The organism is Streptomyces albicerus (assembly GCF_008905045.1).
Taxonomy (GTDB): domain Bacteria; phylum Actinomycetota; class Actinomycetes; order Streptomycetales; family Streptomycetaceae; genus Streptomyces; species Streptomyces albicerus.
The window spans coordinates 12,740-34,585 of sequence record NZ_VWMY01000052.1; the positions used below are offsets into that span (position 1 = coordinate 12,740).

Genomic DNA, 21,846 nt, shown 5'->3' on the forward strand with positions numbered 1-21,846 from the left:
CGTGGTGGGTGAGGCGCGGGGGAAACGCTTCGGATGCCATAGGGGTGGCGGCAGGGCACGCGCCGGCCGCTGCCCGGTGGACTCCGCCGGGCCCCGGCCGACTCGGCGAGGTGGGCACCGTGACGCACTGGCGGGCTCTGATGGTGCTGGGCACGGCCCAGTTCCTGATGGTCCTGGACACCTCCGTCATGAATGTGTCCATCAGCCAACTGGTCGAGGACTTCGACACCGAGGTCACCGCGATTCAGGCCGTCATCACGCTGTACGCGCTGGTCATGGCCGCGTTCATGATCATCGGCGGCAGGTTGGGGGATCTCTTCGGACGCCGTCGCCTGTTCCTGTCCGGCCTCGTCGTCTACGCGACGGGCTCGGCCCTGACCGCCGCGGCTCCCACCCTCTGGGTCCTCGCGCTGGGCTGGTCGGTCATCGAAGGACTCGGTGCCGCGATGGTGCTGCCGGCCATGGCGGCCCTCGTTGCCGAGTCCTACCGCGGGCGGGACCGGGCCGTCGCCTACGGCGTCATCGGCGGACTCGCCGGGGCCGGCATCGCGGTCGGCCCGCTGCTGGGCGGCTGGGTGACGACCTACCTCACCTGGCGGCTGGTGTTCGCCGGTGAGGTCGTGGTCGTTCTGGCCGTCCTGTGCTTCCGCCGGGTGATCACGGAATCCCCCAGGACCGGCCCGCGCCCCCGGCTGGACGGGGTGGGCGCCGCACTCTCGGCAGCCGGTCTGGGTATTGGCGTGCTCGGGGTGCTGCAGAGCGGCTCCTGGGGATGGGTGCAGCCGCGCAACCCGCCCTTCACCGTCCTGGGCTTCGCGCCGACGCTGTTCGTGATCGGCGCCGGGGTGGCCGTGCTGGCCGTCTTCCTGCACTGGGAGAGGCGGCGGGACAGCCGCGGTGCCGAGCCCTTGGTGCATCTGGCCCTGCTGCACAAGCCCGCGCTGCGCTCCGGCCTGATGTCACTGCTGAGCCAGAACCTCATCCTGCTGGGACTGTTCTTCACCATCCCGCTGTACCTGCAGGTGGTTCAGGGGTTCGACGCCTTCGAGACGGGTCTGCGGCTGCTCCCGGTGTCCGTCACCATGCTCGCGGCCTCCATGGTCGCCGCCCGGCTGGGGCGGGTGGCCGGACCGCGCCGGGTGGTCCGGCTCGCCCTGGCGACCCTGGCCGCCGCCATCGTGTGGCTGCTGGCCACCATCGACCCGGTCATCGACGACGCGCAGTTCGCCGGAGCCATGGCCCTGCTCGGCGTGGGCATGGGCCTGCTCGCCTCGCAGCTGGGCAACGTCGTCCAGTCCAGTGTCGGCGAGGAGGAACGCAGCGAGGTCGGCGGGCTGCAGTTCACCGCCCAGAACCTGGGCTCCGCGCTGGGCACCGCGCTCATCGGATCGCTGCTCATCGGCGCCCTGGCCCACGCCATGACCACGCAGGTGGACGACAACCCGAGCCTGTCGGAGGAGGCCCGCCGGCAGACCGGTGTCGCCCTCCAGGCCGGGATCAGCTTCGTACCCACCGAGCAGGTGCGCTCGGCGGCCGAACGCGCCGGCCTGCCGCCGTCCGAGGTCGACGCCCTCGTGGACTCGTACGCCTCGGCGCAGCTCGACGGCCTGAAGGCGGCGATCCTCGCCACTGGGGGAATCACGCTCGTCAGTTTCCTGGTCACGCAGCATCTGCCGACCCGGCGGGCCGCCGCCCGACCGCAGCAACCCGACACGGGCGCTCCGGCCGGCACGACCGGCTCGGCTCGCTGACCTCGAGGGAGGCCGCGATGTCCAAGGCCGAGCACGTCACGGCCCGAGGTCGCACAGACGAGCGCCGGGCTCACGCCGACTACACCGGTGGCGTCTACGGATCCATGCTTGCCGCCTCTGTGGTCGTCGGCGCCGGCACCCTGGGCTCGTTCCCTCGCCTGGAACTGGTGCTGCTGTTGTTGCTCACCGGCGTGGCGTTCTGGATCGCGCATGTGCACGCCCAGCTGTTCGGGGCGCGTCTGGTGGAGCGGAGCCTGGACCGCCGGACCGTGCTGCACGTGTGCCGCGACGAGTGGCCGATAGTCAAGGCCGCCCTCCCACCGTCCCTCGCCGTGGCCGTCAGTCCCCTCCTGGGCCTCGACGTGGACGGGGCCCTGTGGCTGGCGCTCGCGGTGGCCGTGGCGGGGCAGATGGGCTGGTCGGCGGCCGCGGCACGACGTGCCGGCGCCTCGTGGCGGATGGTGACCGCCACCGCCTCGGTGAATCTGCTGCTCGGTCTGCTGATCATCTCGTTCAAGCTCTTCCTGCATCATTGACGCAGGTGGAGCGTGCCGGGCGACGTGTCACCTCTACGGGGTGAGGCCGAGCGGTGTGCCGAGGCGGACGATCGCAGGGAAGGGGCGCAGCCCGCCTGTCCCAGGCCACCCGGGGGAGAGCAGTTCATGCGCTACGAGATCCGCGTCGAAGGACACATGTCGGAGACGCTGACCAGAGCCTTCCCGGAACTGGACCACGTGGTGATGTCCGGTCAGACGGTCCTGTACGGCTCCGTCGTCGACGAGGCGCACCTGTACGGGCTGCTGGCCCGCTGCCAGTCGCTGGGACTACGGGTCATGGAGATGCGCCAGCTGCCGGAGTGAGGCGTCCGCACGACGATCCGTACGGCGAAGGGTCAAACGACGATCCGTAGTCCATAGGGCGAATGGTCGGACGAGCGGTCGGACGAGTGGTCACAGGCTCTCGGCGTGGATCCTGCCGGAGCGGGCGGCGGCGCCCAGCGCCTCGAAGTCCCGCTCGTTCTGATCGGCGTAGGCCTGGGCGAATCCGGTGAGCGCCCGGTCGAAGCGATCGCTCCCGCCCAGGTAGGCGGCGATGGCGATGGGGTCGCCGGAGCGGGCGTGGGCCCGGGCCAGACTGGCCCCGCACAGCTGGGCGAACAGGCGGAGCAGGCCAGGGCCCATGGTGTCCGGCCGCGCGATGCCCTTCCAGTCCCGTAGTTGTCGTACGTAGAAGTCCCGTTCCTGCCCGTCGAGGCCCACGACGTGGGTCCAGCCCAGGAAGATGTCACTGGTCGTCTGGATCAGCCGCTGTCCCGCCACCACACGGCGGCCCTGGTTGTCGTAGCCGTGGCCGCCCGTGTGGGCGGCGAGGACCGACTCCTGCGCCTCCTTGGCCTGCAGCAACAGGGGGTCGGTGTCGTCCCTGCCGAGCAGGAGCAGGATCCAGCAGCGCGTTCCGACGCTGCCGACGCCCACCACCTTCCGGGCCATGTCGACCAGTCGGTAGTGGCGCAGCAGATGCCGGCGCTCGGACGACAGGGTCCGCGCGTACCCGTCCAGGAGGGTCTGGAGCTCCTTCTCCTGCCCGTCCTCGGAGGGGTCCGTCAGCAGATCCCGGAGTGGAGTGATCAGCGGCGGGTCCGGTGCGATCCGCCGGCCCTCGGCCGTGACCCGGGTGAGTTTCGCGAAGGCCTGCAGATGGGTGCGCGTTCGGGCCCGCGCCGTCGCCTCGGCGGTACGGCGCCTGGCCTCCTTGTCCATCGAGGAGGCCAGCAGTTCCCGCATCCGGTCGGCGTCGTCCTGCGCGTACCAGATGTCCAGGGTCGGCATGCCGGCGAACTCCCGCATCCGCTCGCGGTAGGCCTGCACGCAGGCCCGCACCGCGCCGCTCTGCTCCTTGAGCGAGAAGCCGTTGGCCCGGCCCGCTATCGCAAAGCTGGCCGCCAGCCGCTTGACGTCCCATTCGAACGGCCCGGCCAGGGTCTCGTCGAAGTCGTTGATGTCGAAGACCAGATGACGCTCGGGCGAGGCCAGCAGCCGGAAGTTGAGCAGGTGGGCGTCCCCGCAGAGCTGCACCGTCAGGCCGGTGTTCGGGAGAGGCCCGAGGTCCGTCGCCATGATCGCCGCCGCGCCTCGGTAGAAGCGGAACGGGGACTCCAGCATGCGGCCGTAGCGGATCGGCACCAACTCGGGTAGTCGCGTGGCTGATTGACGCTCTATCACCTCAATGGGGCCGGGCCGTTCCGGCGCCGCCTCGAACCAGCCGTGGCACGAACGTGAGGCGCGGGTGCGCGCGTTCCGTCCGTACGCCGCTCTCTCGGCCGGTGACAGGAACGCCGTGAATTCGCTCGATACGGCCATGACTCAAAACCTCCTGGACCACTGTCCTTGTGCCGAGGAGCCCTATTCGGGCGGCGGCTCCCGGCCCTGCCGCCGCAGCCCCGCCCGGACCGCGCCCGCGAGCACCCGTGCGGCGACCCCCACGAGCAGCAGCCCGCCGGTCATCTGAAGCATCGTCACCACCCGCCCCGTCTGGGAACGGGCGGTGATGTCGCCGAACCCGACGGTGGTGAACGTGGTCAGCGTGAAGTACAGGGCGTCCGTCCTGGTCAGCGGCTCGCTGAAGGAACCGGGGGTGGAACGGTCCAGCAGGTAGTAGGCCCCGGCGAAGAGCACCAGATACAACACCAGCGTGGCGGCCAGGGCTTCGACCGCCTTCAGACGGGGATGGGGCGAGCGCACGATGGCCCGCACCTCCCACACGAAGACCACGACGACCGCCAGCAGACCGCATGCGAGCAGGGCCGAAGTGCCGGCCGTGCCGCGCCCGTCCAAGGGCAGCAGGTAGTACGCGATGACGAGACCCGCCGCGACCGACGCCGCTCGCGCGACGGCCACGGCCGCCGCCCGCCGCCGCGGACCCGGGCGGATCCGATACGGAGCCCGCCCGGACCGGGCGGGCTCCGTCCGGGCAGCCCCTGGATCGTTCATCTCGTGTCTCTTCAGTCCGTTCCGCCGCACATCGGCGCATGTCTCTCGGCTCCACCCTCATCGCTCCTGCGGTGCGCACGGATCACCCGCCGGGGGTGACCCGGCCGCCGACGACGGGCGGGAAGCTGGCCCGGTGAGGTCCCCGCACGCCGCCCGCCGGCGGTCCGGGAGCGAACCGCTCGATCACGCGAGGAGGAGCCATGACCGTTTCGCGTGGTCCGGCACCGCGCACCGGACCAGGACACATGGCCGACGGTGCGGCCACCGGGCCGGCGGGCGCCCCCGCCGAGGTGATGGCGGGACTCGGTCGTTCTTGGACATGGATCCTGGGTTCCGCGGTCGCCACGCTCGTGCCGGGCGTCCTGGTGCTGGTCTGGCCGGACGAGACCCTGCATGTCCTGGCCGTCCTCGTCGGCCTGTACCTGCTCATGAGCGCGGCGTTCCGGTTCGTTGAAGTCTTCGCCCGGGACGAGCTCGGCGAACGGCTGCCCGGGCTCCTCCTCGCGGTGCTGTACGTCCTGGGCGGCGTGCTGTGCCTGAGGAATCCGCTGCAGACCGTCGCCGCACTCTCGCTGATCGTCGGGGTCGTCTGGCTGGTGTCCGGCATCCTCACTCTTTACACGGCCATCGCCGCCGAGGACCTGCCCCACCGCGGCTTCGTCCTCGGTGCCGCGGTGATCGGCATCGTCGCCGGAATCGTGGTGCTGGCCCTGCCGGCCGAGTCGGCCCGGGCGCTGACCCGGCTGCTCGGCCTGTGGCTCGTCCTGCTCGGCCTGGCCGAGGCGGCGGTCGCCCTCGCATGGAGAGCCGCACTCCACAGGTCCTCCACGACAGGCCCGCCCGGCCCCGACGGGACAGCCTGATCCGCTCCGAGGCCACGGCCGACCCTTCAGGGCGAGCCGGACAGCGGTGCCGCAGCCTTCGTCACCCGAAGGCGGTGTGCCGACCGTTTCCGACGGCGGCACACCCGACCGAGGAGGAGCCATGGTCTCGGGCAAGGCCTCCGTACCGCCCCATTCCGACGGAACCGCGAGATCCGGTCACGACCTGACCGCGGCGGAACACGCGGAGTACGAGCGGCTGCGCCGGGCCGCGCGCGTACGCCACCGGCGAGCGCGTCGGGCGGGTGCCTCGGTCCTGCTCGTGCTGACCGTCCTGCTCGCACCCCTGGCCGTCGTCGCGGCCTGGGTTGACGACCAAGTCTCGGACACCGACCGATACGTGCAGACGGTCGCGCCGCTGGCGTCGGATCCGGCCGTCCAGAAGGTCGTGACCGACCGGTTGACCGACCGCGTGGTGGACAACGTGGACGTCGAGGCGGTGACGGCCTCGCTCACCAAGGCGCTCGCGGACACCGGGGCACCACCGCGCGTGGTGGAAAGGGCCGAGGCCCTCGCCGGTCCCCTGCGCTCCGCGGTGCGGACCGTCGTGCACCGCAACGTCAGCCGCGTGGTCACAAGCGACGCTTTCCAGCAGGCTTGGGAGGGCTCCAACCGACGGGCTCACGCCGCGGTGCTGAACATGGTCACCGGAGAGCGGGAGGGCGCGCTTCGTGCCACGGGCGACACCGTCGAACTGGACATCGGAGCCGTGGTCGACCAGGTACGGCAGCGCCTCGTCGACGAGGGCTTCGGCAAGGCCGCCGCCATCCCGGACACCGACCGCTCGGTCACGTTGTTCCGGACCGACCAACTGGGCAGGGCGCAGGACGCGATGCGGCTGCTGGACATCGTCGGCGTCTGGCTGCCCGTGCTGACCGTCGCCCTCGCCGCCCTCGCCGTGTGGACCGCTCCCGGACACCGCGTCATGCTGCTGGTCACCGCCCTTGGCATCGGCGTGATGATGGTGCTGCTGCTCGTCGCGCTGGCCCTCGTACGACGGGCCTACCTGGACTCGGTCCCACCGGCGGCACTGCCGTCCGACGCCGCCGCGGCGGTCTTCGACACCTTTCTCCGCTTCCTGCGCGACAGCACGCGCACGCTCCTCGTCGTTTCCCTGATCACGGCGCTGACGGCCTGTCTGTACGGTCCCGGGCGGGCTGCCCGCGCCGTCCGGACCGTGGCGCAGCGGGGCGCCACGGCCGCCGGGCAGGCGCTGACCCGCGCCGGAGTGCGCACCGGGCCCGTAGGGCGCCGGCTGGCCGCCCACCACTCGTGGTTCACCGGCATCGCCATCGGAGCGGGCGTGCTGGCACTAGTTCTCTGGAACCACCCCACGGTCGGTGCGGTGGTGCTCGTCCTCGCCCTGGTCCTGGCCGTGCTGACCGTCGCGGCGGTGCTTGCCGCCGCCGCGGGTCCCGCCCCGGCCCCGGCCCCGGCCGCCGACGAACCGGGGCACGCGGTCCTGTGAACCATGGTCAGGAAGCCCGCCGCGGCTCCACCCTCGCACCGGCCGGGAAGATCGCCGGCCCGTCCGCTCACCCGTCCCGGGTGAGGCCGCCGGGTCCTTGCCGTGGGCACGCTGAAGACGGCAGAGAACGGCTGCCGGGCGAACGCCCGGGACGGAGGAGAGACATGAGTGGGCAGATGTTCCTCGCGTACGACTATCCGCTGTTGAGCGTCTTCTGGTCCATGCTGTGGTTCTTCCTGTGGATCATGTGGTTCATCCTGCTCTTCCGGATCGTCGTCGACATCTTCCGCGACGACACCCTGAGCGGCTGGGCCAAGGCCGGCTGGCTGGTGTTCGTGATCGTCCTGCCCTTCCTGGGCATCTTCGTCTACGTGATCGCCCGCGGCAGGAACATGGGCCGCCGTGAGGTGGCTCAGGCGCGCGCACAGCAGGAGGCCTTCGACACATACGTCCGGGAGACCGCGAGGGGCGGCGACGGCGGACCGAGCAGCGTCGACGAACTCACACGGCTGTCCGAGATCCGCGCCCGCGGCCACATCACGGACGAGGAGTTCAGCCGGGCGAAGGAGCTGGTCCTGAGCGGCCACGGCCCGTCGGAACGGACGGGCGCCGGAACCTCCACCTCCAGTCGCTGAGCGGACCGCGCGAGACTGAAACGAGGCAACAGGATGACCGCGACACACACCACGCACGCGCACCCGGCCAAGCAGCACTGGGCCGAAGGCCTGACGGTTTTCGCAGCCGTCATGCTCATGATCGCAGGCATGCTCGACATCTTCCGGGGCGTCATGGCGATCGCCGAGGACGACATCTTCGTCACGACACGCAACTACGTCTTCGAGTTCGACCTCGCCGGCTGGGGCTGGATCCACCTCATCCTGGGCGCCGTCGCCGTGCTCGTCAGTTTCGGTCTCTTCCAGGCGTCGATGTGGGCCCGCGTCGCCGGAGTGGCCATCGCCGGACTCATCGTCATCGCCAACTTCCTGTCCCTGCCGTACTACCCGGTCTGGTCGATCGTGATGATCGCCTTCTCGGGGTTCATCATCTGGGCCCTGTGCGTGGTCCGGCAGGACGAGTCCGACCGGATCGAGCGCTGACCGCACACCCTGTGAGCGAGACCCGGCACAGACCTTGAACCGGCGGCGAGAAACCCGGCGCAGGCCTTGAAGAACCGGCGGAGTGATCCGACCGGCGCGGTGCATGGTCGGGCACCGTGACGGAAACCGCGCCCGCCGCGAGCCGGTCCCGTGCTGATGGAGAGCGCCGGCGTCGCCGCCGCCTTCGGTCGCCGCCGCTGTCAGGCCGGCGGCGGATCGGCCGGCGTGGCTGCGCAGAACGCGTCCCGGTCCCGCGTCGAACGCCGCGACGTCCTGCTGTCTCCGTCACGTTCCCCACCCCCGGACAAACCGTATGTCGACATCCGCGCCGTCACTTCACAGAACGCACACAGAAGTTAAGTAATCTTTTAGGTTTCAAGCGTTACCCTCGCCGACAGTCGAGTGGTCGACGCCGACCCCAATCACGGCGACACTCGCTCCCCCCACCAGGCACAGGAGACCCGGCGTGCGTGACAGCGACGTAGTAGTGATCGGCGGCGGCTATGCAGGTGTCCGGCTGGCGAAACGGCTGGACGGAACGGCGCGGGTCACGATGGTGGATCGCAAGGAGGTCTTCTTCCACCGCATCGCCTCCCTGCGTGCCGGCGTGCGCCCCGACTGGACGGTGATGCCGTTCATTCCGTACGACCGGCTGCTGCGCAACGGCCGTGTGGCGGTGGGCAAGGCGGTCCGCATCGACACCGCCGAGCGGCAGGTGCTGCTGGCCACGGGCGAACGGCTCCCGTACGACGTGGTGGTGATCGCCACCGGTGCCGACTATCCCGAACCGGCCCGCTTCACCGGCACCACCGTCGACGAGGCGGCCAAGTCGTTCGTCGGACACCAGCAGAACATCGCCACCGCGGAACATGTCCTCGTCGTCGGCGGCGGGCCCTCCGGCGTCGAGCTCAGCGCCGAGATCCGGCTGACCCGGCCGGACGCCCGGGTCACGCTCGCCCACTCCGGGTCGGCGCTGCTCCATGCCACGCACAGCGAGCGGGCCGGGCGCAAGGCCCGCGCCTGGCTGGAGTCGCACGACGTGGAGGTGCGGCTCGACTCCTTCATGTCCCCGGGCCACGACTTCGGCGCCTACCGCGATGCCCACGGGAACGTCATCGAGGCCGACCTCTCCTTCTGGGCGACGGGCACCACCCCCAACACGCTCTGGCTGCGCCTGGCCGGACACGGTGACTGGCTGAACGCGACCGGGCATGTGAAGGTCGACCGGATGCTCCGGGCCGAGGGGTGGCTGGACGTGTTCGCCGTCGGCGACGTGAACGACGTCAGCGAGTTCAAGATCACTCCTGCCGCGCTCGCCCAGGCGGACCTCGCCGCCCACAACATCCGCGCCTACCTGCACAGTTCCGGCAGGCATCGCAAGCAGCCCCGCTCCTACCGGCCGATCCACCGCACCCCGCTCATCGTGCCGTTCGGTCCGGGCGACGGAGTGACCATGCTGCCCGTGCCGGGCGGCGAGACCGCGGTACTCGGCAGCCGCACCAGCACCCTTGCCAAGGCCAAGACCCTCATGACCCCCTACATGAGGCGCCAACTCGGGTACACCGCGGCCTGAGACACAGCACGCGGACATCACGTGCCCGACCGTGGACTCGGGGCCTCGGGCCCCCCGTTGCTCGCCCGCAGCTGCGGCCTGGGGTAGGGTCCCCACCGTTTCCAGCTACCGACTGGTACGTCGGTACGGGGAGTGTCGGAGGGGCGGCAAGACGATGGAATCCCAGTTGGGCGACGGCGGATCCGTGGACCTGGACGACACCCGGTTGGAGGCGATGACTCCGGAACCGCTGCTGACTCGGGACTACGAGACGCGCCCCTCACTCGTGTACGAGCGGCTCAGGCAGCGGCACGGCCCGGTCGCGCCGGTCGACCTGCTGGGGGTACCTGCCTGGCTGGTCCTGGGCTACCGGGAGGCACTTCAGGTCCTCCAGGACGACGACGGGTGGCCGAAGGGGCTGGAAAACTGGCGGGCCCGCTCGGAGGGCAGAGTGCCGGCCGACTGGCCGCTCGGGCCGTCCCTCGAGGTCAACCATGTGCTGATCCAAGGCGGCCCCGGATACCGGCCGTTGCGGACGGCGTGGGACGCGGCTCTCAAACCGTTCCAGGACCCGCGCCACCCCCAGGCGAAACGGCTGAAGACGGCCGTCACCGCCTACGCCGACGAACTGATCACCTTGGTGGGGCAGGGCGGCAGCACGGGCGTGGCGGACCTGTCCGCCCAGTTCTCCCGGCCACTGCCCCTGATGGTGGCCAGTCATCTGCTCGGCTTCCCCGGTTCACAGGGCGACGACGCGCTGATGGACATGTGGCGGGTGCTGGACGCGGGTCCGGACGCGGAGCCCGCACTGGAGCGGCTGCTGGCGACGCTGGCGGAACTGGCGGCGATGAAGCTCAAGACGCCGGGGGACGACTTCCCCTCGTACCTGCTGGCCGCACACCCCGATCTCTCGCTCGACGAGCTGGCCCGTGAGCTGTTCATGCTGCTGGGCATGACGTCCGACCACGTCGGCATCCTGATATCCAACACCGTGGTCGAGGTCATCTCGGGTGAGGGCAGCGTGCGCGCCAGCCTGTCCGCCGGGATGGTCAGGGAGGCCATGAACCGAGTGGTCATGCGCAAGCCGCCGCTGGTGAACTTCGTACCGCGATTCGCGGCCGAGGACACCCCGCTCGGGAACTACACGATCCGGGCGGGCGACCCGGTGTGGGTCTCCTCCGCCGCAGCGCACGCCGACCCGCTCTTCGCCGACAGCGTGGCTCCGGGCACCACGATCAGCACCCGGGCGCACCTGTCCTGGGGCGCGGGCCGCCGCCAGTGCCCGGCGCGCGAGCTCGCGTCGACGGTCGCAGCGGTCGGTGTGGGCCGCCTGTTCGAACGGTTCTCCCACCTCGACCTCGCACTCCCCGCCGACCAACTGCCGTGGCGCTCCTCGCCCTTCATGCGGGGCCTGCGCTCGCTGCCCGTACGGTACGAACTTGCCTCGGCGCCCGAGCAACCGTCGGCGCCCGACCCGGCACCGTCGGCGTACGACCCGGCATCAGAGCCGGCCGAGACCGTGCTGCCGGACCAGTCCGCCCGGCAGCGCTCCTCGCTGTGGCGCTACCTGACAGGCCTGATCCGCGCTGGCCGCTGACCCGGGGACACGCTTCGGGCGCGCCGAGGCGTTTCGGAGGTCGCCCTGCCCTGTCAGGAACTCAGGAGCTGGAAGCGGAGGTTGGGGGCCTCCTGGTGCCGGTTACCGGGGCCGGTGGCTGCTGGTGATCTTCGGCTTCACGCAGTGCACTGCGGTATGCCCGCGGGCGCTGTACATCACGGTGGACCCGGACCGGGACACTCCGGCCGCGCTCCGGGAGTTCCCACGAACCACGATCTCGACACCAGGAGCCCGTACACGCCTCCGAACAGCGCAGTGGGCTGCGCCAGGCAGTTCCACACCGCATGGCTGGTCATCGCGTGGGGGCCAGGAGCTGGGTGGCCGTCAGCTGTGCGTACAGCCGGTCGTGGGCCACCAGTTCCTCGTGGGTGCCCACGGCCCGTACTCGTCCGGCGTCCATGACGATGATCCGGTCGGCGTCTGTCACCGTCGACAGGCGGTGGGCCACCACCAGCACGGTGGTCTCGCGGGCCAGCTCCGCGATGACGTCCCGCAGCGCCAGTTCGTTGACGGCGTCGAGTTGCGAGGTCGCCTCGTCCAACAGCAGCAGCCGGGGCCGCCGCAGCAGGGCGCGGGCGATGGCGATGCGCTGCCGCTCGCCGCCGACAGCTTCGAGCCGCGGTGTCCGAGCGAGGTGTCCAGGCCGTGGGGCAGGCGCTCGACGACGGTGTCGAGCCTCGTCCGGGCCAGGACGTCGCGGATGTCGTCGTCCGTCGCGCGGGGCGCCGCGAAGACCAGGTTCTCGCGCAGCGTGCCGGCCAACACAGGAGCGTCCTGCTCCACGTACCCGATGGCAGACCGCAGCTCGGACAGGGACCAGTCCTGTACGTCCTTGCCGTCGACCAGGACCCGGCCGCCGGTGGCCTCGTAGAACCGCTCGATGAGCGCGAAGACCGTCGACTTGCCCGCGCCGGAGGGGCCCACGAAGGCCGTCATCCCGGTGCCCGGTACCTCGAAACTCACCTGCTGGTGGATGTACGGCAGGCCCGGACGGTAGCGGAAGGACACGTCCTCGAAGCGGACCGACGCCGGACCCGACACCGCTGCCCGCTGTCTGGGCACGGTGCCCGTCTGCCGGGCGGGCGGCTCCGTCGAGAGGCGTTCCACGTGCGCGATCCTGGAGATCGCGGCCGCCCCCTCCTGATAGTGGGTCACGGCGTCGACCAGCTTGGACACCGGTTCGATCAGGTAGAAGAGGTACAGCAGGAAGGCAATGAGGGTGGATACGGGGATCTCCCCGGACGCCACCCGCGCCCCGCCGACCGCGAGCACCGCGAGGAAGGCCAGCTGTACGGCGAGTTCGTCCGCCGAGCCTGCCACGGACTCCCACTTCGCGCTCTTCACGCCGTGCCGCCACGCCCGCCGTGCCGCCGCCTCCACCCGGGCGGTCTCCCGCTCCTCGGCACCGGACGCCTTCACCGTGCGGAACGCCCCGAAGACCCGCTCCAGCGCGATGGAGATCTCCCCGACCGCCTCCTGCGAACGTTCGGTGGCGCGGGCGATTCTCGGCATCACCAGCGCGGCGGCCCCGCCGACCAGCACGACCACGCCGAGCGTCACACCCAGCAGCACGACGTCCAGGAACGCCATCATCGCGATCGCCGCCACGAACGCCACCGCGCCGGTGGCCGCGGAGACGACCGCCTGGGTGCTGACCGCCCGCAGCAGCGTGGTGTCCGAGGTGACCCGGGACATCAGGTCGCCCGGCGGGATCCGCTCCCACTCCGCGATCCGCAGCCGCAGCAACCGCCCCACAAGGGTGCGCCGCGCGGCCAGGACCACCGACTCCGCCGTCCGCTCCAGCACATACGCGCCGAACGCCTCGACGGCCGTGCCCAGCACCACCAGCGCGGTGAGCGCGATCAAGATCCCGGCGATGGTCTCACCTGTCGCCAGCCGGTCCACCAGTGTCTTCGTGGCCAGCGGCTGCAGCAGTCCCCCGGCGGCCCCGACCAGGGAGCACAGCAGGCCGAGTGCGACGGCCCACCGGTGCGGGCGGACATACGCGTACAGCGCCTTGACCGTCTCTCGGGCGGACAGGGACGTTTCATCCGTCGTCGGGGCGGATGCGGTGTTCACGGAATTCCTTTCTTCTGCGGTCTGACGGGCACCGCATCAGCGGTCCGGTGCATCAGTGCGTGAGCATGCGCCGGCTCAGGGGACGAATGCGGCCGCCCTCGTGGCGTGGGCGTGCACCAGCACTTCGGAGACCGAAGGACACACGACGAACAGGACGAAGGCGCCCGCCGCCAGCGTCACGCCGAGGAATTCCAGAAACGCGCCCCCGCCAGGCATGACCTCCCGGCCCGGTACGTCGGCCGATGACCCGAGGGAAGTGTCGGGCTCCTTGTATCGCGCACGGTGTGTCATGCCTCCAGCCTGGAAGCCCGGCCGACCCGCGCCCATCCGGCAACTGTCGGGTCCACCCCCGCCGAGTGGCTGGAAAAGACCGCCGTCCGGTCGCGCCGGACCGGTCGGGACGTGACTCCGCCGGTCGGCGGGGCGGTATCCGCCGACCGGCGGGGCCGTTACCGAAGCCTGCCGGATGGTCCGCCCTCGGACGTCCAACGCGACATTCTGTGCATGACACAGACACAGTCACCGCAGGACACATCAGCCCCGCGGGAGACCTCGCCTCCGCAGTCCCGAACCCCGCCCGAGTCCGCCGCGTCGGCCCCGCCAGGCCCTTCGATGGGGCGCCTCGTCGGGGTGGACCTGGCCCGTGCGCTGGCGGTGTTCGGCATGTATGTCGTGCACATCGGTCCTGCGCTGTCGGCCACGGACGGCGTCGGCAGCTGGGTCCGGTACATGTCGGACGGTCACTCGTCGGTCCTGTTCGCCACCCTCGCCGGGTTCTCACTGATGCTGCTCGCCGGCCGCCGGGAGCCGAAGACCGGCCTGGCCGGCCGGCAGGCGAAGGCCCGGATCGCGATCCGCGCCGTGGTCCTGCCGGCGCTGGGTACCGCGATGGCGATGGAATACGGGGGAGTGGTCATCCTCGGCTTCTACGGGGTCTACTTCCTGCTGGCCCTGCCCCTGCTGCGCCTGCGCGCCAAGACACTCGCGATCATCGCGGCCGCCCTCGCCCTTGTCACACCACAGCTGTCGTTCGCCCTGTACTCGGTGCTGACCGAGTCGGTCCGGCAGAGCATCAACGCCTACGACCCGCTCCACCGGCTCAGTGACGTGGGAGTGCTCGATCTGCTGTTCACCGGCTTCTACCCGACGATCACATGGATTCCGTTCGTGATCGCCGGTATGGCGCTGGCCCGCTTCGACCTGTCCGCGACCGCCGTCCAGCGGCGCCTAGCCGCGCTCGGCGCCGCCCTCACCGTGGCCGCGTACGGCATGTCCTTGCTGCTGGCCGGCAAGGACGCGTTGAGGAGCACGGCGGAAGACGGGCCGTCGTCCGGCGGCTCCGGGTCGATGCCCCTCGACAGCGGGTCGCTCGAGTCCCAGGCATCGTCGCTCTTGACGGCCGGGCCGCACAGCGGCACCACGTTCGACATCATCGGCAGCGTGGGAGTCGCGATCCTCGTGATCGTGGGCGCGACGGTGGCGATGGACCGCCTCCCGCGACTGCGCCGCCTGGCCAAACCGGTCATCGCCGTGGGCACCATGTCCCTGACCGCCTACGTCGGCCACTTCGTCATACAGGGCTGGCTGCCTTCGTTCGGCGCGACCAACGATGAGGAGTCCTGGGCGACGCTGCTCATGTTCGTCCTCGGGGCGATCGTGTTCGCCGCGATCTGGTCCCGCTTCTTCCGCCGCGGACCCCTGGAGTACCTGCTCAACGCCGCCACCAAACCGGCCAAGCACATCCGATGAGGCCAGGCCGGGGTGGCTCGGCCTCCACTTCGTCCTGGATCGTGCTCGGGCGTACGGCCGCTGGCCCTCGTGGGTGCACCCGGGGTCGGCTCCTGGTCGGTCAGGGTCGTACAAAGCGCCGGAACGTGGTTCCTGAGGCGAGGGAACGGTGCTCGACCAGGCGCAGCCGCAGTCCTTCTCTCACGGGAAGGTACGGCTTGCCGCCCCCGACGATCACGGGGAACGCGTACACCCAGAACTCGTCGATCAGGTCCAGCAGGGAGGCGGCGAGCTCGGGGCCGCCGAGCTGGAGCGTGCCGTCGATCTCCTGCTTGAGGCGCGTCACCTCGGACACGGCGTCCTTGCGACGGACGATCGTAAGTCCTTCGGGGACGGTCTGGAGAGTGTCGGAGAAGACGTACCGCGGTGTCTCCTTATAGAGCTGGGCGAACTCCCGCTCGACGGCCGGGGCGCCTTCCTTGCCGAGGTCCTGCGTCCAGGGCTTTTCCATCGCCTCGTACAGCCGCCGCCCGAACAGGAACGCCGCGGTCCGGCGGACATGGTCGTTCGCCGCCTGCTGAAAGTCCTCGGCCGGGTCCATAAAGTCCAGGCGACCGTCGGGATCCTCGATGTAGCCGTCGATCGAGGTGTTCATCCAGTAGATGACCTTGCCCATGAAACTCCTCCTTGGTCGTAGAGGTCGTCCAGCGTGGAGACCCGATGGAGCGCCGGAACTCATCGCAGGCAGGGCGGCCAAACGCAGCGACCGGTAGGCCTGTCCGGAGCCCCACGGGCGGAGGAGCCGGCACAACCTGGTGGCCGCTCAGCAACAGACGTGCTCATGGCCAATGGCTGCTCATTGGTCTTCACCGCCTCACGCGTCCGCGTACCTCGCCGCCATCCTGTGGAAGACCTCCCTCGGCTCCCAGCGTGCATCGTCGAGCATGCGGACCACGCCGTACGAGCTGATGTCGTGCTCAGCCGTCTTGCCGTAGCCGGCGAAGGTGAACCACAACGCGGTGTCGACACCCTCCTCCTCGAAGATGTCCAGCAACTCGGTGAGGTAGCGCACCTGTTCGCTCTCGTCGGGCACCGCACCCGGTGGTACCTGCCAGGCCATACCGCCGCGTTCGCCCGCTCCCCGGTAGGCGCAGGTGCCGTACTCGATCACCGCGACCGGCTTGCCGTGGGTGATGTGCGCGCGCACTTCGGACCGGAACGTGTCGGCGTTGTAGGCGGCTCGATAGGCGTCGACGCCGACGAGGTCGAACGGCCGCCAGTCGACGGCCTCCCAGGGGCCGGAGGCGTACGTGATCCGGCCGCCGAAACGATCTCGGACGACCTCTGCGGCCTCGGCGAGAAAACCGCTGAGCCGCTCCTGCACGGGACCGAGCGACGTCCACCACTCCATGTCGGCGGTGGCCATGGTCTGCAGACGGTCGCCGTAGGTCTCACCGGGGATGAAGCCATGACAGAAGACACTCATCTCGCATCCGACCACGAACACGACCTCCGCCCCGCCCTGTCGTGCGGCTTCGGCGCGTTCCGCGCAATCGGCGAAGAAAGGGAGCAGCTCCTTGGGGGAGAGGTCGACGGGGAAGGGCGCGAACCAGATCTCGAGGCCGGCGGCGGCCGCGTATCGGGCGGCGGTGCTCAGCCGTTCGGGGATCCGGCCGGACAGCCGTACGGCATCGCAGTGCAGCTCCTCGGCGATCACCGTGATGTCGTGCCGGACGGTCTCGGGGGCGAAGGCCTTGCGGGAGATGCTCTTTCCGGGGAGGAAGCCGGTGTCGTAGTTGATCCCTCGTGCGCGCATGTCACTGCCCTTCGATTGGTTGAGACCGTTCCAGCAGGTCGATGTGCGCGGCCGGCGTGCGGGCCACGTCCTGCGGTGACGCACCGTCCGCGAGCCGGTGGCAGTAGGACTCTTGAAGGGTGGGGAGCGACGCGGCGATCTGGGCCGCCATCCGTGCGGCTGCCGTTTCGCCGTGCTCCTCGGCCGGCACGCGTGCCGGCGACCGGCGCTGCCGGTGGAGCTGGCCGCTGGCGGCGCTGCTGAGTGCGGGCGTCTCGAAGATCACGCCGATTCGCTGGATCAGTGCATCTCTGTCCAATGAGGGCAGGCGCTCGTCGGTCGCCGCATGGCAGTGCGCTCGGAGGGCGTCCAGCGGGGACTCGCCCCGCTGCCTGGTCCGTTCCTTCTTGCGCTCACGGAGCCCTGCCACGGCGTCAGAGTATCCATACCTGGTTCACATTCGTACCGAGTTCAGAAGCCGTCGGGCGCTTGTCGGCCGGCCTTGGCCTTGGCGGTCCGCTGCTCCGGATGGGCGCACACCTCCTCCCTTGCGGTGAAGTCGTCCGGGTGTCTGAGCGTCGCGGCGCATGCCGGAAGCGAGCCCGCGCAGTGCGGTGGCCGGTGAACGCCGCTTCCGGAACTGCCCGTTGCGCGGCCGGAACTCCGCGATCTCCGCTCTGCACCTCTGAAGCGTGCGCGGTAATTTATCCGTGTTTTTACTGACCTCCACCTTCCGCTCCCGCGCCCCCGCGTAGCGGAAGAGCCCCGCAGCTCATGGGGATGAAGGGTGGACGATGGCCAAGACCTTGAACGTCCCGCTCGCCGGAGCCGAGCGACGCGGCCCGATGCGAGCGCTCCGCGGTGTACGACGCGGCGGAGGCCAGGTCTGGCCGGCTGCGGTGGCGGCCGGCTTCACGCTGGCCCAACTGGTGCTCGTACGGCCGTGGATGGGTCTCGGCTGGGACGAGACGGTGTACGTCAGTCAGGTCAGCGGCCACGCCCCGGCGGCGTTCTTCAGCGCTCCGCGCGCCCGCGGCGTCTCGCTGCTGGTCGCGCCGATCGCCTCGTGGTCGTCGTCCACGTCGCTGCTGAGGGTCTATCTGGCCCTGCTGGCCGGGCTCGGCCTCTTCTTGGCGTTGCGCGCCTGGCGAGGCCTCTTCCCGGCACGCGTGGTGGGCGCCGGGGGTGCCTTGTTCGCGACGCTGTGGGTGACCGTGTTCTACGGCCCGCAGGCCATGCCCAACTACTGGGTGGCGATCGGCGCCCTGGCGGGCGTGGGCTACTTCCTGCGCGCCCAGGCCGACCGCCGTGACCGGGCGGCACTGTGGGGCCTGGGCGCGAGCGCGGCGCTGCTGGCGTTGATGCGGCCCACCGACGCCGTCTGGGTCACCCTCCCGCTGCTCGTTGTGCTGGTGTGCGTCCGACGCCGGCGGCGACTTGACCTGCTGGCGGTGCTCGTCGTCGGGCTGGCGGCCGGAGCGGGAGAGTGGATCGTCGAGGCGTACGTCAGCCACGGCGGCCTGGGCGCCCGGCTCGCCGATGCCTCCCGGATCCAGGGCGGACTGGGCTGGAACATCGCCATCGGTGATCAGCTGCGCAGCCTGAGCGGGCGCACCCTGTGCCGTCCGTGCACCGGTTCGCTACCGGCCGCGCCGGTGATCGTGTGGTGGTTGGCGCTGCCGCTGCTCGCCGCCCTCGGGCTGGCCGTCGCGATCAGGGCCCGGCGCACCGCGCGCACACTTCTGCCCCTGGCCTGCGCCACGACAGCGGGCATCCCGTACCTGTTCATGATCGGATATGCCGCGCCGCGCTTCCTGCTGCCCGTCTACGCCCTGCTGGCCATCCCGGTCGCCGACGCGCTCATCCATCTGGTCACCGTCTCGAGCCGGAAACGACGGCCGGTGGCGGCGGCACTGGTGACCCTGGGTCTCGCCTGCCACCTGGCCGTCCAGTACGTGGTCCTGGACCGCACCGCGGACCGCACCACCGCCGGCCACCGCGAGTGGACCCGCACCGCGGCCGAACTGCACCGCCTCGGTGTACGGCCGCCCTGTCTGCTGACCGGACACCTGGCCATCCCGATCGCCTTCTACGCCGAGTGCCGCTCCGTCCACACGCACGGGCACAACGCCAACACCACCCAGGCGGAGATCCTGCGGGCCGCCCAGCGGTTGCCGGTCGCCGTCCTCACCATGCCGGACGGGCAACCGCCCGCGTACGCCCGCGACTGGGAACAGCACCTCGCCGGTGGCCTGCGCCTCTATGTCGCGCCGAGCCCGGACGAGGCCCGCAACCGATGACCTTCGGCCGGGCTGTGGCGTACTTGTGCGGCCTCCTGTCCGGTCAGGTCCGATCACGAGATATCTTGATGTCGAGCAATGTTGCAGACGTGGAGCGGAGCACCCGGTGACTGACTCGACCATCATCTATACGCACACTGACGAGGCCCCGGCCCTGGCGACATATTCGTTCTTGCCGGTGGTCCAGGCGTACGCGTCGCAGGCCGGTGTCACTGTGGAAACCCGTGACATCTCGCTGGCCGGGCGGATCATCGCCCTCTTCCCCGAGTTCCTGGAGGAGGGCCGGCGCGTCCCCGACGCCCTCGCCGAGCTCGGTGACCTGGCCAAGACGCCCGAGGCCAACATCATCAAGCTGCCGAACGTCTCGGCCTCGATCCCGCAGCTGAAGGCCGCGATCGTCGAGCTGCAGGCGCAGGGCTACGCACTCCCGGCCTACCCGGACGACCCGAAGACCGACGAGGAGCGCGACATCCGCGCCCGTTACGACAAGGTCAAGGGCAGCGCCGTGAACCCGGTGCTGCGCGAGGGGAACTCCGACCGCCGCGCCCCCGCCTCGGTCAAGAACTACGCGAAGAACCACCCGCACCGCATGGGTGCCTGGACCCCCGAGTCGAAGACGAACGTCGCGACCATGGGCGTCGACGACTTCCGTTCCACGGAGAAGTCCGCGGTGATCTCCGAGGCCGGCGCCCTGCGCATCGAGCTGGCGGGCGACGACGGCTCCACCACGGTCCTGCGTGAGTCCGTACCCGTCCTCGCGGGCGAGGTCGTGGACGCGTCCGTCATGCACGTCGCCGCGCTGCGCGAGTTCCTCACGGCGCAGATCGCCCGCGCCAAGGCCGAGGGCGTGCTGTTCTCCGTGCACCTCAAGGCCACGATGATGAAGGTCTCCGACCCGATCATCTTCGGTCACGTCGTGCGCGCCTTCTTCCCGAAGACGTTCGCGAAGTACGGAGAGAAGCTCGCCGCCGCCGGTCTGACCCCGAACGACGGCCTGGGCGGCCTCTACAAGGGCCTGGAGTCCCTGCCCGAGGGCGCCGAGATCAAGGCGTCCTTCGACGCCGAGCTCGCCGAGGGCCCGGAGCTCGCCATGGTCGACTCCGACAAGGGCATCGGCAACCTGCACGTCCCGTCCGACGTCATCGTCGACGCCTCCATGCCGGCGATGATCCGCACCTCCGGCCACATGTGGGGCCCGGACGGTCAGGAGGCCGACACCCTCGCGGTCCTCCCGGACAGCAGCTACTCCGGCGTCTACCAGGTCGTCATCGACGACTGCCGCGCGAACGGCGCCTTCGACCCGTCGACGATGGGCTCGGTGCCGAACGTCGGTCTGATGGCGCAGAAGGCCGAGGAGTACGGCAGCCACGACAAGACCTTCGAGATCCCGACCACCGGTACGGTCCGTCTCGTGGACCAGGCCGGGAACGTCGTCCTGCAGCAGACCGTCTCCGCCGGCGACATCTTCCGCGCCTGCCAGACCAAGGACGACCCGATCAGGGACTGGGTCAAGCTGGCCGTCACCCGTGCCCGCGCGACCGGCGACCCGGCCGTGTTCTGGCTGGACGAGGACCGCGCCCACGACGCCGTGCTCATCGAGAAGGTCAAGCAGTACCTTCCGGAGCACGACACCGAGGGCCTGGACATCCGCATCCTGTCCCCGGTCGAGGCGACCAAGCTGTCCGTGGAGCGCATCCGCCGCGGCGAGAACACGATCTCGGTCACCGGCAACGTCCTGCGTGACTACCTGACCGACCTGTTCCCGATCCTGGAGCTGGGCACCAGCGCCAAGATGCTCTCGGTCGTCCCGCTGATGAACGGCGGCGGCCTCTTCGAGACGGGCGCCGGCGGCTCCGCGCCGAAGCACGTGCAGCAGCTGGTCAAGGAGAACTACCTGCGCTGGGACAGCCTGGGCGAGTTCCTCGCGCTGGCCTCCAGCTTCGAGCACCTCGCGCAGACCACGGACAACGCACGCGCCCAGGTCCTCGCGGACACCCTCGACCGCGCGACCGCTCTGTTCCTGGAGAACGACAAGTCGCCGAGCCGTCGCCTCGGTGGCATCGACAACCGCGGCAGCCACTTCTACCTCGCGCTCTACTGGGCGCGGGAGCTGGCGAAGCAGACCGACGACGCGGCGCTCGCCAAGGTGTTCGCCCCGCTCGCCGAGACGCTGACCGCGCAGGAGCAGACGATCGTCGACGAACTGCTCGCGGTGCAGGGCTCGCCGGCCGACATCGGCGGCTACTACCAGCCCGACCCGGCCAAGGCCTCGACCGTGATGCGCCCGTCGGCCACCTTCAACCAGGCGATCGCGACGCTCGCCTGACGCCAACGGCGCCTGTTTCCGCCCCGGCTGACAACCCGTCAGCCGGGGCGGTCCCATTCCCGGGACCCGGACCCCGGGCTGCGACGCGCGACGGCTCCGCTCATGAGCGTCCTTGACGCCCTCCACCTGCGCACGGCCTCGACGTGATCGGCGACGCCGAGCGCAAGGGCACGCCACGCACGCTGTTCCGGCCCTGATCCGGCGTCACCGTCTCGCGCTGCTGGAGGACTTGGTTGCGGTATCGCTGATGCCATCGCACAG

General features: G+C 70.4%; 18 protein-coding genes and 2 pseudogenes. 13 read left to right on the forward strand and 7 right to left on the reverse strand.

The features are described from left to right. The first annotated feature begins 119 nt into the window (after positions 1-119). The 3 genes from GAS53_RS37760 (at position 120) to GAS53_RS37770 (ending at position 2,611) form a co-directional block, all read left to right on the forward strand. On the forward strand, positions 120-1,751 hold the full coding sequence (locus GAS53_RS37760) for an MFS transporter (protein ID WP_151482288.1): 1,632 nt from the start codon (positions 120-122) through the stop codon (positions 1,749-1,751). A gap of 17 nt (positions 1,752-1,768) precedes the next feature. Then, a complete protein-coding gene (locus GAS53_RS37765; protein WP_151482289.1) occupies positions 1,769-2,287 on the forward strand; it encodes a hypothetical protein in 519 nt (172 codons plus the stop codon). A 126-nt stretch (positions 2,288-2,413) separates the two neighbouring features. Then, the gene (locus tag GAS53_RS37770; RefSeq protein ID WP_151482290.1) at positions 2,414-2,611 is read left to right on the forward strand and encodes a hypothetical protein; all 198 of its coding nucleotides are present in this window, start codon (positions 2,414-2,416) and stop codon (positions 2,609-2,611) included. Between the two features lie 90 nt (positions 2,612-2,701). Here GAS53_RS37770 and GAS53_RS37775 read toward each other — a convergent pair whose 3' ends face one another. Both GAS53_RS37775 and GAS53_RS37780 read right to left on the reverse strand, forming a co-directional pair. Further along, positions 2,702-4,111, reverse strand: coding sequence for a DUF2252 domain-containing protein (locus GAS53_RS37775; RefSeq protein ID WP_151482291.1), 1,410 nt, complete (start codon positions 4,109-4,111; stop codon positions 2,702-2,704). 42 nt (positions 4,112-4,153) lie between these two features. Continuing rightward, on the reverse strand, positions 4,154-4,741 hold the full coding sequence (locus tag GAS53_RS37780) for a potassium channel family protein (RefSeq protein WP_151482292.1): 588 nt from the start codon (positions 4,739-4,741) through the stop codon (positions 4,154-4,156). 200 nt (positions 4,742-4,941) lie between these two features. Here GAS53_RS37780 and GAS53_RS37785 point away from each other — a divergent pair, with 200 nt between their 5' ends. The 7 genes and pseudogenes from GAS53_RS37785 to GAS53_RS58555 form a co-directional block, all read left to right on the forward strand. Beyond that, positions 4,942-5,604 (forward strand): HdeD family acid-resistance protein, encoded by a 663-nt coding sequence (locus tag GAS53_RS37785; RefSeq protein ID WP_151482293.1) that lies wholly within the window; start codon positions 4,942-4,944, stop codon positions 5,602-5,604. Between the two features lie 121 nt (positions 5,605-5,725). After that, positions 5,726-7,090 carry a hypothetical protein gene (locus GAS53_RS37790; protein WP_151482294.1) on the forward strand — a complete coding sequence of 455 codons (1,365 nt, stop codon included), beginning with the start codon at positions 5,726-5,728 and terminating at the stop codon, positions 7,088-7,090. Positions 7,091-7,254: 164 nt separating this feature from the next. Continuing rightward, complete coding sequence (locus tag GAS53_RS37795; protein WP_151482295.1) at positions 7,255-7,725, forward strand: SHOCT domain-containing protein; 471 nt, start codon at positions 7,255-7,257, stop codon at positions 7,723-7,725. Positions 7,726-7,758: 33 nt separating this feature from the next. Continuing rightward, positions 7,759-8,187, forward strand: a complete 429-nt coding sequence (locus tag GAS53_RS37800) for a DUF7144 family membrane protein (protein ID WP_151482296.1) — start codon at positions 7,759-7,761, stop codon at positions 8,185-8,187. Between the two features lie 466 nt (positions 8,188-8,653). After that, on the forward strand, positions 8,654-9,760 hold the full coding sequence (locus tag GAS53_RS37805; RefSeq protein WP_151482297.1) for an NAD(P)/FAD-dependent oxidoreductase: 1,107 nt from the start codon (positions 8,654-8,656) through the stop codon (positions 9,758-9,760). Between the two features lie 154 nt (positions 9,761-9,914). Beyond that, the gene (locus GAS53_RS37810) at positions 9,915-11,336 is read left to right on the forward strand and encodes a cytochrome P450 (protein WP_151482298.1); all 1,422 of its coding nucleotides are present in this window, start codon (positions 9,915-9,917) and stop codon (positions 11,334-11,336) included. After that, positions 11,326-11,502 (forward strand): annotated as a pseudogene (locus GAS53_RS58555) (SCO family protein); the annotation flags it as partial. The gene GAS53_RS37810 and the pseudogene GAS53_RS58555, both read left to right, overlap by 11 nt. A gap of 147 nt (positions 11,503-11,649) precedes the next feature. On the opposite strand, the pseudogene GAS53_RS37820 reads toward GAS53_RS58555, so the two are convergent. Together GAS53_RS37820 and GAS53_RS37825 are read right to left on the reverse strand one after the other, a co-directional pair. Next, positions 11,650-13,436, reverse strand: a pseudogene (locus GAS53_RS37820) (ABC transporter ATP-binding protein). Between the two features lie 75 nt (positions 13,437-13,511). Beyond that, a complete protein-coding gene (locus GAS53_RS37825; RefSeq protein WP_151482299.1) occupies positions 13,512-13,727 on the reverse strand; it encodes a hypothetical protein in 216 nt (71 codons plus the stop codon). Positions 13,728-13,940: 213 nt separating this feature from the next. On the opposite strand from GAS53_RS37825, the gene GAS53_RS37830 reads away from it, so the two are divergent. Continuing rightward, positions 13,941-15,185, forward strand: coding sequence for a DUF418 domain-containing protein (locus tag GAS53_RS37830; RefSeq protein WP_192583460.1), 1,245 nt, complete (start codon positions 13,941-13,943; stop codon positions 15,183-15,185). Between the two features lie 100 nt (positions 15,186-15,285). Here the strand turns inward: GAS53_RS37830 and GAS53_RS37835 are convergent, their stop codons facing one another. The 3 genes from GAS53_RS37835 to GAS53_RS37845 all read right to left on the reverse strand — a co-directional run bounded on the left by GAS53_RS37835 (position 15,286) and on the right by GAS53_RS37845 (position 17,389). Then, positions 15,286-15,840 carry a dihydrofolate reductase family protein gene (locus GAS53_RS37835; RefSeq protein ID WP_151482300.1) on the reverse strand — a complete coding sequence of 185 codons (555 nt, stop codon included), beginning with the start codon at positions 15,838-15,840 and terminating at the stop codon, positions 15,286-15,288. Between the two features lie 198 nt (positions 15,841-16,038). Further along, complete coding sequence (locus tag GAS53_RS37840) at positions 16,039-16,980, reverse strand: hypothetical protein (protein WP_151482301.1); 942 nt, start codon at positions 16,978-16,980, stop codon at positions 16,039-16,041. Position 16,981: 1 nt separating this feature from the next. Continuing rightward, the gene (locus GAS53_RS37845; protein WP_151482302.1) at positions 16,982-17,389 is read right to left on the reverse strand and encodes a hypothetical protein; all 408 of its coding nucleotides are present in this window, start codon (positions 17,387-17,389) and stop codon (positions 16,982-16,984) included. Between the two features lie 364 nt (positions 17,390-17,753). Between GAS53_RS37845 and GAS53_RS37850 the strand changes: the two genes are divergently transcribed. Continuing rightward, positions 17,754-19,259, forward strand: coding sequence for a hypothetical protein (locus GAS53_RS37850; protein WP_404829383.1), 1,506 nt, complete (start codon positions 17,754-17,756; stop codon positions 19,257-19,259). Positions 19,260-19,365: 106 nt separating this feature from the next. Then, a complete protein-coding gene (locus GAS53_RS37855; protein WP_151482303.1) occupies positions 19,366-21,585 on the forward strand; it encodes an NADP-dependent isocitrate dehydrogenase in 2,220 nt (739 codons plus the stop codon). Positions 21,586-21,846: the final 261 nt, after the last annotated feature.

Excerpts from the sequence above, each read along its gene's own strand:
- GAS53_RS37825 (WP_151482299.1), bottom strand. The coding sequence starts at position 13,727 with ATGACACACCGTGCGCGATACAAGGAGCCCGACACTTCCCTCGGGTCA.
- GAS53_RS37765 (WP_151482289.1), top strand. The coding sequence starts at position 1,769 with ATGTCCAAGGCCGAGCACGTCACGGCCCGAGGTCGCACAGACGAGCGC.
- GAS53_RS37850 (WP_404829383.1), top strand. The coding sequence starts at position 17,754 with ATGGCCAAGACCTTGAACGTCCCGCTCGCCGGAGCCGAGCGACGCGGC.
- GAS53_RS37810 (WP_151482298.1), top strand. The coding sequence starts at position 9,915 with ATGGAATCCCAGTTGGGCGACGGCGGATCCGTGGACCTGGACGACACC.
- GAS53_RS37780 (WP_151482292.1), bottom strand. The coding sequence starts at position 4,741 with ATGAACGATCCAGGGGCTGCCCGGACGGAGCCCGCCCGGTCCGGGCGG.
- GAS53_RS37790 (WP_151482294.1), top strand. The coding sequence starts at position 5,726 with ATGGTCTCGGGCAAGGCCTCCGTACCGCCCCATTCCGACGGAACCGCG.
- GAS53_RS37775 (WP_151482291.1), bottom strand. The coding sequence starts at position 4,111 with ATGGCCGTATCGAGCGAATTCACGGCGTTCCTGTCACCGGCCGAGAGA.
- GAS53_RS37830 (WP_192583460.1), top strand. The coding sequence starts at position 13,941 with ATGACACAGACACAGTCACCGCAGGACACATCAGCCCCGCGGGAGACC.
- GAS53_RS37785 (WP_151482293.1), top strand. The coding sequence starts at position 4,942 with ATGACCGTTTCGCGTGGTCCGGCACCGCGCACCGGACCAGGACACATG.
- GAS53_RS37770 (WP_151482290.1), top strand. The coding sequence starts at position 2,414 with ATGCGCTACGAGATCCGCGTCGAAGGACACATGTCGGAGACGCTGACC.
- GAS53_RS37835 (WP_151482300.1), bottom strand. The coding sequence starts at position 15,840 with ATGGGCAAGGTCATCTACTGGATGAACACCTCGATCGACGGCTACATC.
- GAS53_RS37800 (WP_151482296.1), top strand. The coding sequence starts at position 7,759 with ATGACCGCGACACACACCACGCACGCGCACCCGGCCAAGCAGCACTGG.
- GAS53_RS37840 (WP_151482301.1), bottom strand. The coding sequence starts at position 16,980 with ATGCGCGCACGAGGGATCAACTACGACACCGGCTTCCTCCCCGGAAAG.
- GAS53_RS37795 (WP_151482295.1), top strand. The coding sequence starts at position 7,255 with ATGAGTGGGCAGATGTTCCTCGCGTACGACTATCCGCTGTTGAGCGTC.